Genomic DNA, 15,255 nt, shown 5'->3' with positions numbered 1-15,255 from the left:
TAACGCTTAAGATTATTTACTTGATATATTAATCAATTTTATCTAATTCATTTTATAAAAAAATTATCAACATTAAACTAATTTGCAAAATAATATGCATCCTCGCAAAAAGAAACTATAGCGCAGGTTGTAAGCTCTGGGTCCATCATATAACTTTCGGTTAAAGTAATTCCAAATTTTTCGGGTTTTAATCTGTCGAAAATTATTCTATTTCCAAACATATTTGTCAAAGCTTTGTAACCAAAAGAATATCTGCATCCTACATGCTTTCTCTTTCCGTTATTTTTTAGACAAAGCAAATTATCCATATTTGTTTGAAGTATATCGACATAGTTTTCGATTATATTTATTCCGATTGCATTATAAAAATAATAATCTTTATAATCCGAATTGTCGTATAACATTTTCAAAAAATTTGCGAATTTATTTCCTAAACTTACAACCGTAAAACCAATCGTATCTTCTTTTTCTTCAAAAAAATCAACTATAGAATTATAAGGTTCTTTAGGCATTCTCTCTAAAGGAATTTCAATAATTTTGTCGGTTAATTTATTGTCTTCTGCGTCAAATATAAAAAGTTTATCGTTTTCTGTAAATGTTTTATAAAATCCGTAAATCATTACAACTTCCATTAAATTATTTTCCACAATATTATTTTTCATCTCCTCATATTTCGGCTCTACTTTATTTTTAATCATTTCGTTATATTTTTCCATATCCTGATTTTTTGTCGAATATCCGAAACCCGCTCTGAATAATCTGATTTTATTTATCATATCGAAAGCTTCTTTTTCGGTTTTCTTATTAAAATCAAAAACTTTGCTTCCATAAAACGGAGGCTTATTTATAGAATGTAAATGATTATTATGATTTATTTGCATTTTTACTCCTTTATAACAATGGACTTAAGCCCCTTGTTTCATATTATTTATTGCGATTATTTAAATCTCTATCTTTTATTATTTCCTTAATCGCTATTATATCGTCAAATCCGTCTTTGCAATAAAATATTTTAGCCATTCCTCCATAAGCTTCTTTACAATCTTTTTCTACAAATTCTCTTGTCAAAGCGGCGCCGCCAAGTAAAATTGGAATTTTTAATCCTTTTTCTTTTATATAAATTAAATTCTCTTTCATTACTTCGGTTGATTTTACAAGCAAGCCCGACATTCCTATACAATCCGCATTATTTTCAAAATAAGATTCTAAAAATTTTTCTATCGGAACTTTTGTCCCGATATTAACCGTTTCAAATCCGTTATTTTTAATTATAATTTCAACCAAATTTTTTCCAACATCATGAACATCGCCCGCAACCGTTCCCAAAATTATTTTAGCGGTTTTTTCCTGTTTTGTTTTCGTTAAATACTCCGATAAAAAATCAACGCTCTTTTTCATTACTTCCGCAGAACCTAAAACAAAAGGAAGTTGAATAGTTCCCTCTCCAAATTTTACTCCTATATCGTCCATTGTCGGAAGCAAAATTTCGTCAATTATAGCTTGAGCAAATTTTTTCTCTCCGCCGAATATATCGCTGTTTGTTTTAGCCTCATTCAAAAGGTTTTGCATATCCTTCCATTCTCCGTCAAGCATAGCGTCTTTTATAGCTTCTCTTATTGGCTTTTTTATATTTACATTTATATCTTTAATTTCTTTTTTGTCTGAAAAATGATTTATATAATTTATAAGAGGCTCTTTTGTATTTTTTTTATTATATATAAGTTCTCTTGCAAGCTCTATTTCTTTATCCGATATTTTTGAAAGAGGAAGAATTTGAGCGACATTTATTATTGCCATTGTAAGTCCATGATTTATAGCTTCGTATAAAAAAACTGAATTTAATATTTTTCTTGCCTCTTCTTTTAATCCGAAAGATATATTTGAAACTCCCAAACTTATTGAAGCTTCGGGATATTTTTTTGATAATTCTTTTATCGCATTTAAAGTTTCCATTCCCGCGTTAAAACTATTTTCATCTCCGCTTGCTAATGTAAAAGTCAAAGGGTCGAATATAATATCATGCGGATAAATTTTATGAATATTAACCGCTCTATTATACATTCTATCGCACATAGAAATTTTATCTTTATAAGTTAATGCCATAGCTTTTTCGTCTATTGTAAGAAGCATAATAGCCGCTCCAAATTTTTTTGCCAATTTGCATATAGCGTCAAATTTTTCTTCTCCCTGTTCCATATTTGCGGAATTTATAATTGATTTTCCGCCATAAACTTTTAAAGCCTCTTCTATAACATTAGGTTTTATAGCGTCAATAACTAAAGGCAGAGATATTTGTTTAACATAAGCGGAAAGTATTTTTTTTATATCTTCAATTTCATCTCGCCCAGCCCAAGCCGCGTTAATATCTATGGCATGGCTTCCCGCTTTAACTTGCTTTATTCCAATATCAAGCATTCCATCCATATCGCCTGCAATCATAAGCTCTCTAAAAACTTTACTTCCAGTAGCGTTGCTTCTCTCTCCAATCATTAAAGGCGCGGGTTCTTGTTTTATGCTTACTATATTAAATAAACTTGAAATATAAGGACGCGGTTTTTCTAATTTAGGTTTTTTAGGTTTAAAATTTTTAGCTATTTCGGATAAAGCTTTTATATGTTCGGGAGTAGTTCCGCAGCAACCTCCAATAAATGCAAGTCCGTCCAAATTAAAAAACTCGCTGTTAATTTCGGCAAACTCTTCAGGTTGCATGCTATAATATGCTTTACCGCCTCTATTTTGAGGAAGTCCCGCATTGCTATGAATCGACACGGGCAAATAAGATATTTCCGTTAATTTTTTAATATGCCTCATTGCCATATCGGGTCCTGTTCCGCAATTCATACCGATTGAAAATATATTTAAATTCGACAAAACCGTATAAGCCGTTTCAATATCCGTTCCTAAAAGCATAGCGCCTTCTTTTTCTATTGTAACCGAAACCATTATTGGAATATTTTCGTCAATATCGTTGCATGCTAAAATTCCCGCTTTAAGTTGCAAAATATCTTGAGCCGTTTCAAGTAAAATAATATCGACTCCGCCGTCTATTAATCCTTTTATCGCTTCCAAATAACCTTTATAAAGTTCGTCAAAACTTATTTGTCCTAAACTTGGAAGTCTTATTCCAGGTCCTAAACTTCCCGCTGCAAAAATATCTCTGTTTGAATTTGTTTTTTCTTTAAACTCTTTTATAGCTTCTTTCGATATGATTGCAGATTTTTTTGAGATTTCATAAGCCATTTCTGAAATATCGTATTCGCTCAAAACCGAAGGAATAGCGCCAAAACTATTTGTTTTTATTATATTAGCTCCCGCATTCAAATAATCAATATGCACTTCTTTCATTATATGCGGAGCGTTTATATTTAAGATTTCATTGCATCCTTGAATATTATTTCCGTTTATAATCCATTCTTCTTTTTTAATTTCTTTTTTTTGAAGTTCCGTTCCCGTAGCGCCGTCAATTATTAAATATTGATTTTCAATTAATTCTTTTAATCTTTCTTTTGTTTTAATAAATTTATTCATATTTATTTTTAATAATCGTCTTCATCCTCTTCATAATCGTCATAATCTCTTTTAGCGCCTAATTTTATAAGAGCGTCTTCGATTTCCTCATAATATATATTATAATCTTTAGCATAATGTAAAACTCCTTTTCCTTCGTCATCCGTAGAATTTATATCTATTTTTAAATCATTAACCAAATAATCGAAAACTGAAATATTGCCATGCAAAGCCGCCATGTGAAGCCCGTTCGCTCCGTAAGAATTTTCCCAATTAACGAAATCGGGATATTTTTGAATAAGCGCTTTTATTATATCTAAAGTTCCAACCGCGCATGCATAAGCGAAAGCGTTCCATCCGTCTTCGTCTCTATGCAATAAAACCGATTCATCGTTAATATTATCAAGCAAATATTGAACTATTCCAATATCTCTATAGAATACGGCAAACGATAAAGGATTAACTCCATCTATAATATAATAATGGTCCGCAAATTCATTATATTCTTCTTCTCCGTCATTATCAAATTCGGCTTCGATTTGCGAGTTATCCGCTTCTATTATTTCCGCCACTCTTTGAAGGCTTCCACCAAATCTGATAGCTTCAAATATATTATAGTTATTGTCGTATTTGCCTTCTTCTCTTCCGCCCAAAGTAAGATAGAAAGAATTATTAGTTTTTTCTACATATCTGCCTTCTTCTCTTCCGCCCAAAGTAAGATAGAAAGAATTATTAGTTTTTTCTACATATCTGCCTTGAATTTTTACGACATTAGAATATTTGCTATGATATATATTATTCGTATTGCCTTTGACATAAGCGTTGTAAATATTTTCTTCTTCAACCGTTTCGTTTTCTTTTTTACAATAAATAATCGTAAATAAAATTAAAGTTAAAAATAAAAATCTTAAAAATGTTTGTTTCATTGTTTTTCCTTCCTTTTGTTTTTTATTAAATTTCATTCAAAATTTATTAAATAATATAATCGATTTATTTTATCAATAATTAAGAAAAATAAAATCAATAATCGTATTCATCCTCATAGTCATAATCGTAATATTTTCTTCTTTTAGCGCCTAATTTTATAAGAGCTTCTTCGGTTTCCTCATCGTTAGCATAATATAAAACTCCTTCTCCTTTGTCATTCCTAGAATTTATATCTATTTTTAAATCATTAACCAAATAATCTAAAACTGAAATATTTCCATTTAAAGACGCCATGTGAAGCCCGTTCGCTCCGTAAGAATCTTCCCAATTAACGAAATCGGGATATTTTTGAATAAGCGCTTTTATTATATCGACTGTTCCAACCACGCATGCATAAGCAAAAGCGTTCCATCCGTCTACATCCCCATGCAATAAAACGGATTCATCGTTAATATTATCAAGTAAATATTGAATTATTCCAATATCTCTATAGAATACGGCAAACGATAAAGGATTAATTCCATATATATTATAATAATTACCCGTAAATTCATTATGTTCTTCATATTCTTCTTCTCCGTCATTATATAACTCGGCTTTGATTTGCGAGTTATCCGCTTCTATTATTTCCGCCACTCTTTGAAGGCTTCCAAATCTGATAGCTTCAAATATATTATAGTTTTCGTCATATTTGCCTTCTTCTCTTCCGCCCAAAGTAAGATAGAAAGAATTATTCGTTTTTTCTACATATCTGCCTTCTTCTCTTCCGCCCAAAGTAAGATAGAAAGAATTATTTGTTTTTTCTACATATCTGCCTTGAATTTTTACGACATTAGAATATTTGCTATGATATATATTATTCGAATTTCCCTTGACATAAGTATCGTAAATATTTTCTTCTTCAACCGTTTCGTTTTCTTTTTTACAATAAATAATCGTAAATAAAATTAAAGTTAAAAATAAAAAATTTAATAATATTCTCTTCATAAGAAATAAAACCTTAAAATAAATTTAAATATCATTATACTATATTTTTTATATTTTTCAAATTATTATTTTATAAAAACTTATTTAATTTCATAACTTAACATAATTTACAAAACTTTAATAATTTGATATAATTAATTTTATATTTTTAATTGATAGAGTTTTTTATGGCTAAAAAAGAAATTAAAACTGATTTTTGGGTATATTCTTTACTGCAAAGCGCGAATATTGACGCTACCGCTCAAGGCTCGAATATTAAAGAAGTTGACGAAGCTTTGAAAAGCGCAAGCAAGAAAGGAACGGGCGAAAGCGGATTTCCAGATTTTACTGCAAAAGTGAAAGACTTTTTAATCGTTATAGAAGATAAATCCGATTTAAGTAAGCATTGTAAATTGGATTCTAATTCTTGCATAGATTTGGATAATATTAAAAGCATTACAGATTATGCGGTTAATGGCGCTATTCATTATGCAAAACATTTGGCGAAAAATACAAGCTTCAAAAAAATTATTGCAATTGGCGTTAGCGGAGATGAAAAGCATCATAAAATTAGCCCGTATTTTATTAACGAAAGAGGAATACTCGATAAAAAATTAAACGATTTAGAAACATTTACTTTACTAAACGAAGACAATATAGAAAGTTATTATTCTCAAGAAATATTAAATATTACTCCGAAAGAAGAAACGACAGACGAAGAAGTTAAACAAGACGCGGAATATTTGCATGAATGTTTACGAAATTACGGAGCTATAAAAGACGCCGACAAACCTTTAATAGTTTCGGGAATACTTTTAGCTTTAGACGAAATGAAAGAAAATAAATTAAATATCGATTATCTAAACAATGATGGAGCTACTACGGACGGGCAAAAATTATGGGAGCTTATAGAAAAGAATTTAAAAAGGGCGAGATTAAGTCCCGAAACTAAAAGAGATAAAGTATTGTCTCAATTTTCGGTTATTAAAGATACTAAAAAGATTAACGAATTATGCGAAATTTCTGATAAAAACGGAATAAAAATTAATTCTACGCCTTTGAGATATTATGCGGAATTTGTAAAAAATAAAATATACGACAATATTAAAAGTATAAAAAATTCTGAAGATTATTTGGGAAGATTCTATTCTGAATTTATGCGTTTTAGCGGAGGAGACGCTCAAAGTTTGGGAATAGTTTTGACGCCTAGACATATAACGGATTTATTTTGCGAATTAGCCGATTTAAAACCAAACGATATTATTTTAGACCCTTGTTGCGGAACGGGAGGATTTTTAGTATCGGCTATGAATAATATGATTTCAAAGACAAACGATATAATGCAAAAAAATAATATTAGACAAAATCAACTTTTCGGATTTGAATTGCAGCCGTTTATGTTTGCCGTTGCCACTACAAATATGGTATTGAGAGGAGATGGCAAAAGCAATTTAAATAACGAAGACTTTTTAAAACAAAATCCAAAACAATTACAAACCGATTGCGAGGCTACGGTAGGATTTATGAATCCTCCTTATTCTCAAGGAAAAGTGGATAAAAATTTAACCGAAATATCTTTTACGGAACATTTATGCAATTCTATATTAAAAGGCGGAAAGGTTATCGTAATCATACCGCAAAGCGCGGTTACGGGAAAAACTAAAGAAGAAAAAGCGATTAAAGAAAGCATTTTAAAAAAGCATACTTTAGAAGGCGTGATAACATTAAACAAAAATACTTTTTATAGAGTCGGAACAAATCCTTGCATAGCGATTTTTACTGCAGGCATTCCGCATGATTATAAAAATAAAATTTGTAAATTTATTAATTTTGAAGATGACGGTTTTGAAGTTCAAAAGCATAAAGGATTGATAAAAACTATTCATGAAAAAGATAGAAAAGAACATTTATTAAAAGTATGGCGAGGCGAAACCGAAGCGGAAACTAAATTTTGCGTAAAAACGACTATCGAAGCGGAAGACGAATGGCTGCATAGTTTTTATTATTTTAATGATGAAATTCCTAAAGAAGAAGATTTTGAAAAAACTATGGCTGATTATCTAACTTTTGAATTTAATATGATAACGCATGGAAAAGAGTATTTTTTTGAAGAAAAAGATAAAATAAATATAATAAATAAAGATTTAAAATTATCTTCTTTAAAATGGAAAGAATTTAAACTTAACGATTTATTTGAAAGAATAGAAAAAGGCAAATGTCAAAATACAAATAAGGAAACTAAAGAAAGTATAAACGGCGTTTCTTTTTTATCGGCAACATTAAATAATAATGGAGTAAGCGGTTTTGTAGAGCCTAATTATTTATTACAAAAAGGAAATTGTATAATGTTTGTAAATCAAGGAGACGGAGGAGCGGGCTATTCGGTTTATAAAAAAGAAGATTTTATATCTACTACAAGCAACTCTTTCGGTTATGCAAAATGGATAAATCGCTATATGGGTTTATTTGTCGCTTCGATATTATGCCGTTTTAAAGAAAAATATTCTTTTGGTTATGGGCGAACAGAAAATAGATTAAAAAATGATAGAATATTATTACCAATAAATTCTAAAGGACAGCCTAATTGGGAATTTATGGAAAATTTTATGCGTAAAATCGAATATAAAAAATTAAATATTTATTTAGATTATATTAAAAATAAAACCGCCACAAATTAATATGACGGTTTTTTAAGAAGTTTATTTATTGATTATTTTAAAACTATATCTTTAGCAAACCATTTTTGAGATATTTCAGAGGCTTTTCCATCCGCTTTCATTTCATCCAATATTTTATCGACTTCAGCCAAAAGTTTAGCGTCAGTTTTTCTAAATCCGACTCCGTAAAACTCTTCGGTTAAAGGGCTGTTTTCAACGACTACAAAATCGACTTTTTCTTCCGAGATATAATATTGAGCGGCGACTTCGTCTATTATAACGACATCGATTCTCTTCGCTTTCAAATCTAAAAATGCATTTACATTGACATCGTATTTTCTAATTTCTTTTGCCTCTTTGCTTATCGAGTCTGAAGATAAAGCTTCGTCATTGCTTCCAACTTGAACGCCTAAAATTTTTCCCGCCAAATCTTCTTTTGAATTAATATCGTTTCTATCTTTAGGCTTAACTATAATTAGTCTATTATTTAAATAAGGTTTTGAAAAATTAATTTGTTCTTTTCTTGATTCGTTAATTGTAACTCCATTCCAAAGAACATCAATATCGCCTTTATTCAAACTTAATATTGAGCTTGACCAATCTATAGGTTTAATTTCAAGCGCAACTCCCATACGAGATGCAACCTCTTTTGCCAAATCGATATCGAAGCCTACGATTTCACCCGAATTATCTCTAAATCCCATTGGAGCGAAAGTGTCATCCAAACCCAAAACAAGCTTTTTAGCGTCTTTGACTTTCTGAAGAGAATTATCGACAGAAGATTTTTTTTCAGAACAGCCTATAAATATAATCATTGATATAATGATAGATAAAATAATTTTTACAGATTTCATTTTTTAATCCTTTTAAAATAAAATTTAATTACTATATATTGTATTACTATTTAGGAAAATGTCAAGGCTTTTATAATAAATTCAAAAAGAAATTTAAATCTTCTTTATTAGTTATTTTAATATTATTTGAAGAACATTCGACTATTGAGACTTTTCCTGCATAAGCGCTGTAAATTTCGGCATCGTCTGTAACTATTTTTTTCCCTAATCTTTTTTTATAATTAAAATCGTTTATATATCTTTCCATTGCAACCATATAAATTCTATAACCAAACGCTTGAGGAGTAGACGCTCTATAAATAAAATTTCTGTCTATAGTTTCTATAATATTTTTTTTTGAATCTACTTTTTTTATTGTATCCGTTATTTTAGAAGCCAAAATTGCAGCGTTCTTTTCTAAAACCTCTTTATACAATTCTTTAATTTCATTTTTTGAAACAATAGGACGAACTCCATCATGAATAAAAACAATATCGGTTTTAATATTATTATCCTTTATAAATCTCATTGCATTATAAACCGAAAAAACTCTTTCCTTTCCGCCATTGACATAATAAATATTTTTACTATTTAATATATTTTTATTAATTTCTTTTTTTATATTATTCAAATCTTTTTTTGAACTTACGATTATAATATTATTAAATTTAAATTTTAGCATAGCTTCCAAAGTATAAATAAACAAAGGCTTATTATTTACTTTTATAAATTGTTTTTTTATTTTTCCTGCAAATCTTTTTGATTTTCCCGCTATAAGCAATATTAAAGTAGTTTTAATCATTATCGTTTTTCCTTTTATGTTTTTTCTTTTTTCTTTCTTCTCTTAATTTTAATCTTTTTTCTCTTCTCTCTTTAAGTTTTTCTCTATTTTTTAATTTTTTCTCTTCTTTTTCTCTCTTTCTATCTTCAATATATTTTTTATACTCTTCTTCAATTATTTCTCTATTTTTCTTTATAGCTTCAAGTTGTTTTTTAATTTCTTCTTTTTTTAATGCTCTTTCTTTTTCTTTATTTTGTATTCTCTCTTCTCTCTCTTTAATTCTTTGAGCTTTCTCTTCTTCTCGCCTCATAAATTTTTCAAGTTTGGCAGAATCGTCAATATTTTTTAATTTACGATTATTTTTTTGAATATAAATTTTTCTTTTGCCTATATTTTTAGGAAAAAGCGCCGCTCCTATTCTATCTGAAAAAAGTTTTGCTCTTAAAATAAAAGTATTTTGAGTCTTCATATTTATAACAGAACGCCAAGGAGTTTTTAATATTATTATAAAAGTTATTATTCCCGACATTGTATTTGAAAATAAATTTCCGTAAAATACAGACCAATATTGCAAATGGCTTGATGTCATTAATATAAATATATATCTTAAAAACCATATTCTTAAAATGCTTATAAAGAGAGGCACTCTCGTTCTTCCAAGTCCAATTAAAGCTCCTTGAACTACCATAGTGACGCCGAAACCTATTATTGACAATGCATAAATTGGAAGCGCTCCGTTAGCGATTGCCAAATCTTCGGCGTCTCTCGTAAATAAAACAGTCATATATTTTGATAACGGAAGAATTATAGCGATTAAAATAATTGAAGTTATTATACTCATTATTATTCCCATATAACATGACTTTTTTGCTTTATCCGAATATTGCGCTCCGATATTCATACTTACCATAGTAGTAACAGCAGAACCAAAAGCGGCGGGCATATTAAAACAGACCGCGGTTATATTATTTGCTATTCCGTTTCCGTTTAGGACAATTTGCCCATATTTTTCAACTTCGCTATTGATTAAGAAAAATCCGAAATTGCTTAAAAATGTAGTAAGCATTGAAGGAATTCCAATAACCATAAGTTGCTTAAGAATTGAAATATCAAATTTAAATCCTTTTAAGGTTAATTTGTCTTCGCTTTCTTTTACAAATAAATCATAATACATCCAAACGCTTATTAAAGAGTAAGTTGAAAAAGACGCCAAAACGCTTCCGACAATTTTTAATTGCAAAAAATAAACATAAATAAAATTAAATATTATTTTAAATATTAACAATAAAAGCATTCTTATAAAAGTCGCTTCTGGTTTACCGCTAGCATTTTTTAAGCCGTTATAAATTGCAGCCATAAAAGTCATAGGCATAACGAAACTATATAAAGACAAATATTGAAAAACGCTTTCTTTAACTCCTTCTTGCAAATTCATTGAAACCAAAATACTTACAATATATAAAGTCGGTCCCATAGCGATTCCGAAAAGAACTCCCGAAACTACTATTTGAGTTGAAACTTTTTTAGCGTTTTTGAAATCTCCAAGTCCGTTATACTGTCCGACTATCGCCATAGCCGCAACGCCCAAACCTTGAGATAATGCCGTCATCATATTTATAATTGGCTCGGCAAAATTTATACTGCTTGCTATTAATCTTCCCGCGACATTATTTAAAAAAAGTCCGTCCATAAGAGGAACCATAGATTGAACCAAACCCATCATTAAAGTCGGGATTGATAACATAATCAAAGTGTTTGTAATAGAGCCATGAAGTATTAAGTCTCGTCTCGCTTCGGTAGTCTGACTTTGCAAAAATTTAATCATTTTGAATTTTCCGTTATTTAAAATAATTTAGACATTATATAATAATTATTAAAATAAATATATATTCTTTAAGAAAAATTATAAAATTTTATTATCAACTTCTTATATTCCCAACGCTCGGGTCATGTATATCCTCTTCGGGAAGCAAATATATATTAGTTCTATCGTTATAATTATTTTCATCTTCAAGCGGAGTATAATAATAAAATTCTTCCTCATCGTTAGTTTCATTATTATTATATATTCTTCTGCTTCCGCTTCTTATATGGTCTATAGGACATTGAGTAGTTAAATCAATATTTCCTCCAACCGTAAGAGGATTAGTATTTATGCAAGTATGATTTCTTGGAAGTCCCGATTCCTGACATATTTCTATTATAAATACATCATCTGGAACTTTCCAATTAAATTCTCTTCTATCCGAAGGAGTTATTGCATTTAAATATTGAAAAGTCGCTAAAGCCGTAGTCGCTCCGCCCGTAACATTATTTGGTAAAACATCGTTTCTATCGCTTCCTATCCAAGTTATAGTCGCTATCTCGTCATTATAAGCTGCAAACCAATTATCCCTATGCTCGCTCGTTGTTCCCGTTTTTGCTGAAAATGAAGGATAATGAAAATTATAAGCGTTTGCGCTTCTGTAAGCAGTTCCGCCCGAAGATATTACTTTTTGTAAAGTCGTATTTAAAAAATAATAAGAAGACGAAGAAGTTCCGCTTATTTTATGAGGAGTTCTATCCGCCAAAGCCGTAACGCTCAATTCTCTTCCGTTCATATCTAATATTTTATTTACTATATAAGGTTCGTATTTAGAGCCGTAATTTGCCAAAGCGCCGTAAGCTGAAGCTAAATCAAGCGGACTCATTTCCATTGTGCCTAATCCAATCGACAAAGCGTTTGGTATATAAGCGTTATCGCCAAAAAATTCTTTTGAATGTTCTATAAAATAAGACAAACCAATATCGTTTAATAATTTTACCGCTATAGTATTTATCGATTTTACAAGCGCCGTTTCTAAAGTCATCTCTCCTCTATATCTTCTGTCAAAATTTCTTGGAGAATATGCGGGCTTTCCCGTTCCTTGAGGATATATGTAATTAGTGTCAGTCATAGTTGAAAAAGGTTGCGCTCCGCCTTCAAAAGCGTATAAATATATAAAAGGTTTTATAACGCTTCCAATTTGTCTTTTAGATTGAACCGCTCTATTAAATTGATTTTGCAAAGTATAACCGTCTCCTCCAATCATTGTGAGAATTCCGCCGTCTTTAGGATTAATTGAAACCAAAGCTCCTTGATAACTTCTATTTGAAGTTGCAGCTTGAAGTCCTCTTATTTTTTCTTTCATTACGGAATCGGCAACTCTATAATATCTTTCGTTTACTGTCGTATATATTCTTAAACCCGATAAAGCAAGTTCGTCTTTATTAAAATAATTTAAAAGTTCCTGTCTCACATATTCATTAACATAAGGCGTTCTATTTACTGTCATTTTCCATTGAGAGCCTTTTACTCTTTTATTTATATTCGTATATTCTTTATCAAATAATTCCAATTCTCCTTTCATAGCGTTTTTATCGATAATATTATTTTTTACAAGCCTTGATAAAATCTGTTCTACTTTTCTTCTGCTGTTATCGGGATTATTAACTATAGAATAATAACTTGGATTTGGAAGCATTCCTATCAATATAGCGTATTCCAATAATCTGCATTGTCTTAAAGGTTTTTGAAAATAATAATTTGCAGCGGCTTCAAATCCATAATTTCCGTCTCCTAAATAAACCGTGTTAAAATACATTGCTAAAATTTCTTTTTTCGTATATTTATCTTCAATCTCTCTTGCTGCGAACATTTCAAATAATTTTCTTTCTATAGTTTTTTCGCTTTTTGTAAATAATAATTTTGCAAGCTGTTGAGTGAGAGTAGAGCCGCCGCCGACTATTCTTCTCGATATAATAGTTTTTATTCCTAAATAAGCCGAACGAAAATAATTAATTCCATGATGCGAATAAAATTGTTGGTCTTCCATTAAAAGCAAAGTTTGTTCCAAAAGCGGATTAATATCATCGACATTAACGACTTCGTAAGAAGGCGGCATATACTCGCCTATCAATATATTATTTCTATCGTAAATTTTAGTCGGAGGAGAATCGCCAAAAGGATTAAGCGGATTAAAATATCTTATTCTTTTTTCGTTTCCTCTAATTACTATTATATTATAATATTCTTCAAGCATAGCCATGCTTTGAATTCTTCTGCCAAGCCAATCTTTATAAATGCCGCCTACAAAAAATGTAAGTCCCATTCCTATTATTAGAATTATAAGAAAAATTATAATAATAATACTAGTTATAAATTTTTTAATTTTAGATTTTTTATTAATTTTATCGTTTTTTTTATTCACGCAAATACCGTATTAACATAATTATTTTAATATATGATACTATTATATAGATAACATTGCAAGTGAAATTATGTAATAATTAAAAATATTTTTCGTTATTAACTGTTGACAAAAAAATAAGATAATGTATAATATTAATATATTTTAATTGATAATTAAAAGATTGAATAATTATTAATTAAATTTTGGAGTTGTAGCTCAGTTTGGTTAGAGCGCCTGCCTGTCACGCAGGAGGTCGCGGGTTCGAGCCCCGTTAACTCCGATTATTATTTTATTTTATTGTAGATAGGAGATAATTAATGCCTAATATAAAATCAGCATCTAAAAGATTAAGACAAAATTCGGTTAGGAATTTATATAACAGACAAATAAAAAGTTTTTTAAACACTCAAAGAAAAAAAGTTATTAAATCAATAGAAGCTAACGATAAAAATGCAAGTTTGGAAGAATATAAAAAATATGCAAGCGCTTTAGATAAAGCTGCAAGAAAATCGATTATTCATTCAAACAGAGCGGGAATTAAAAAATCGGTTATGATGAAAAAAATTAACGCTATGAAATAAGCAATTCTTTAAAGTGTATGTGTTGACAGTAAAAGCTCTGTATGTTTCTGAGGCATATAGGGCTTTTACGCCTTAATTAAAGATTGAAATTTTATTTTTAATAAAATATAATTCAAAATAAAAATTAGGAGTTTTTATGCTACCAGTAAACGATTTAAGAAAAGGAGACGCTATAATTTTAGACGGAGAAACCTATTTAGTAATGGATGCCCATTTTCATAGAGCGCAACAGAGAAAGGCAAATGTCAGAACTAAATTAAAAAATATGATAAAAGGTAATATTATTGAAAAAACTTTTTCGTCTACCGAAAGCGTGGAAGAAGCGGATATTTCCTACAGAAAAGCTCAATATCTATACGAAGAAGGAAACGGTTATATTTTTATGATTTTAGACAATTACGAGCAGGTTCATGTCGATGCGGAAGTATTGGGAGATAATAAATACTATCTTTTGGATAATAGCGAAGTTGATTTGCAATATATTAACGATGAAGTTACAGCCGTTCGTTTTCCTATTCATGTTATTTTAGGAGTAACCTACACGGAGCCAGGATTTAAAGGCGATACTACAGGCTCTACTTTAAAACCTGCAAAACTTGAAACGGGAATGGAAGTTAATGTTCCATTATTCATAAATATTGGCGATAAAATAAAAGTTGATACGAGAGACGACAGTTATGTTGAGCGCGTAAATAAATAATGCTTTATATAATATTTATAATATTAGGTTTATTTATTTTTATATCAATATTTTTTTTGCAATTTAATTTATTAATATATTTTGCGATAATA

The 15,255-nt window shown here is 29.6% G+C and carries 11 protein-coding genes and 1 tRNA gene; 4 read left to right on the top strand and 8 right to left on the bottom strand.

Annotation, left to right across the window (positions count from 1 at the left end; translation table 11 throughout):
* Nucleotides 1–77: 77 nt before the first annotated feature.
* From EPJ79_RS04605 to EPJ79_RS04590, 4 genes are all read right to left on the bottom strand, one after another.
* On the bottom strand, nucleotides 78–881 hold the full coding sequence (locus EPJ79_RS04605) for a vitamin B12 dependent-methionine synthase activation domain-containing protein (RefSeq protein WP_147738613.1): 804 nt from the start codon (nucleotides 879–881) through the stop codon (nucleotides 78–80).
* Between the two features lie 43 nt (nucleotides 882–924).
* Nucleotides 925–3,528: a homocysteine S-methyltransferase family protein gene (locus tag EPJ79_RS04600; RefSeq protein WP_147738612.1), complete on the bottom strand. Its 2,604-nt coding sequence runs from the start codon at nucleotides 3,526–3,528 to the stop codon at nucleotides 925–927.
* 8 nt (nucleotides 3,529–3,536) lie between these two features.
* Nucleotides 3,537–4,433 (bottom strand): ankyrin repeat domain-containing protein, encoded by an 897-nt coding sequence (locus EPJ79_RS04595; protein ID WP_147738611.1) that lies wholly within the window; start codon nucleotides 4,431–4,433, stop codon nucleotides 3,537–3,539.
* Between the two features lie 94 nt (nucleotides 4,434–4,527).
* Nucleotides 4,528–5,421 carry an ankyrin repeat domain-containing protein gene (locus EPJ79_RS04590; protein ID WP_147738610.1) on the bottom strand — a complete coding sequence of 298 codons (894 nt, stop codon included), beginning with the start codon at nucleotides 5,419–5,421 and terminating at the stop codon, nucleotides 4,528–4,530.
* Nucleotides 5,422–5,588: 167 nt separating this feature from the next.
* On the opposite strand from EPJ79_RS04590, the gene EPJ79_RS04585 reads away from it, so the two are divergent.
* Complete coding sequence (locus EPJ79_RS04585; RefSeq protein ID WP_147738609.1) at nucleotides 5,589–8,078, top strand: N-6 DNA methylase; 2,490 nt, start codon at nucleotides 5,589–5,591, stop codon at nucleotides 8,076–8,078.
* A 32-nt stretch (nucleotides 8,079–8,110) separates the two neighbouring features.
* Here EPJ79_RS04585 and EPJ79_RS04580 read toward each other — a convergent pair whose 3' ends face one another.
* The 4 genes from EPJ79_RS04580 to EPJ79_RS04565 form a co-directional block, all read right to left on the bottom strand.
* Nucleotides 8,111–8,872, bottom strand: a complete 762-nt coding sequence (locus EPJ79_RS04580; protein WP_420913207.1) for an amino acid ABC transporter substrate-binding protein — start codon at nucleotides 8,870–8,872, stop codon at nucleotides 8,111–8,113.
* Between the two features lie 109 nt (nucleotides 8,873–8,981).
* On the bottom strand, nucleotides 8,982–9,692 hold the full coding sequence (locus tag EPJ79_RS04575) for an IspD/TarI family cytidylyltransferase (protein WP_147738608.1): 711 nt from the start codon (nucleotides 9,690–9,692) through the stop codon (nucleotides 8,982–8,984).
* Nucleotides 9,685–11,496, bottom strand: a complete 1,812-nt coding sequence (locus tag EPJ79_RS04570; RefSeq protein ID WP_147530652.1) for an MATE family efflux transporter — start codon at nucleotides 11,494–11,496, stop codon at nucleotides 9,685–9,687. Before EPJ79_RS04570 ends, EPJ79_RS04575 begins: the two co-directional genes overlap by 8 nt.
* Nucleotides 11,497–11,590: 94 nt before the next feature.
* Nucleotides 11,591–13,801: a transglycosylase domain-containing protein gene (locus EPJ79_RS04565; protein ID WP_242003194.1), complete on the bottom strand. Its 2,211-nt coding sequence runs from the start codon at nucleotides 13,799–13,801 to the stop codon at nucleotides 11,591–11,593.
* Between the two features lie 286 nt (nucleotides 13,802–14,087).
* On the opposite strand from EPJ79_RS04565, the gene EPJ79_RS04560 reads away from it, so the two are divergent.
* The 3 genes from EPJ79_RS04560 (at nucleotide 14,088) to efp (ending at nucleotide 15,163) form a co-directional block, all read left to right on the top strand.
* Nucleotides 14,088–14,162 (top strand) — tRNA-Asp (locus EPJ79_RS04560).
* Between the two features lie 37 nt (nucleotides 14,163–14,199).
* Entirely contained in the window at nucleotides 14,200–14,463 is a 264-nt protein-coding gene (gene rpsT, locus EPJ79_RS04555) for a 30S ribosomal protein S20 (protein ID WP_147738607.1), read from the top strand.
* 136 nt (nucleotides 14,464–14,599) lie between these two features.
* Complete coding sequence (efp, locus tag EPJ79_RS04550; RefSeq protein WP_147738606.1) at nucleotides 14,600–15,163, top strand: elongation factor P; 564 nt, start codon at nucleotides 14,600–14,602, stop codon at nucleotides 15,161–15,163.
* Nucleotides 15,164–15,255 lie beyond the last annotated feature (92 nt).

The sequence above is a fragment of the Brachyspira aalborgi genome, from assembly GCF_008016455.1.
Lineage (GTDB): Bacteria > Spirochaetota > Brachyspiria > Brachyspirales > Brachyspiraceae > Brachyspira > Brachyspira aalborgi.
The sequence above is the reverse complement of the archived record's forward strand: the minus strand, read 5'-3'. Positions and strand labels throughout refer to the sequence as shown.

Coding starts and splice junctions, on each gene's coding strand:
- EPJ79_RS04605 (WP_147738613.1), bottom strand. CDS start 881: ATGCAAATAAATCATAATAATCATTTACATTCTATAAATAAGCCTCCG.
- EPJ79_RS04600 (WP_147738612.1), bottom strand. CDS start 3,528: ATGAATAAATTTATTAAAACAAAAGAAAGATTAAAAGAATTAATTGAA.
- EPJ79_RS04595 (WP_147738611.1), bottom strand. CDS start 4,433: ATGAAACAAACATTTTTAAGATTTTTATTTTTAACTTTAATTTTATTT.
- EPJ79_RS04590 (WP_147738610.1), bottom strand. CDS start 5,421: ATGAAGAGAATATTATTAAATTTTTTATTTTTAACTTTAATTTTATTT.
- EPJ79_RS04585 (WP_147738609.1), top strand. CDS start 5,589: ATGGCTAAAAAAGAAATTAAAACTGATTTTTGGGTATATTCTTTACTG.
- EPJ79_RS04580 (WP_420913207.1), bottom strand. CDS start 8,872: ATGATTATATTTATAGGCTGTTCTGAAAAAAAATCTTCTGTCGATAAT.
- EPJ79_RS04575 (WP_147738608.1), bottom strand. CDS start 9,692: ATGATTAAAACTACTTTAATATTGCTTATAGCGGGAAAATCAAAAAGA.
- EPJ79_RS04570 (WP_147530652.1), bottom strand. CDS start 11,496: ATGATTAAATTTTTGCAAAGTCAGACTACCGAAGCGAGACGAGACTTA.
- EPJ79_RS04565 (WP_242003194.1), bottom strand. CDS start 13,801: ATGGGACTTACATTTTTTGTAGGCGGCATTTATAAAGATTGGCTTGGC.
- rpsT (WP_147738607.1), top strand. CDS start 14,200: ATGCCTAATATAAAATCAGCATCTAAAAGATTAAGACAAAATTCGGTT.
- efp (WP_147738606.1), top strand. CDS start 14,600: ATGCTACCAGTAAACGATTTAAGAAAAGGAGACGCTATAATTTTAGAC.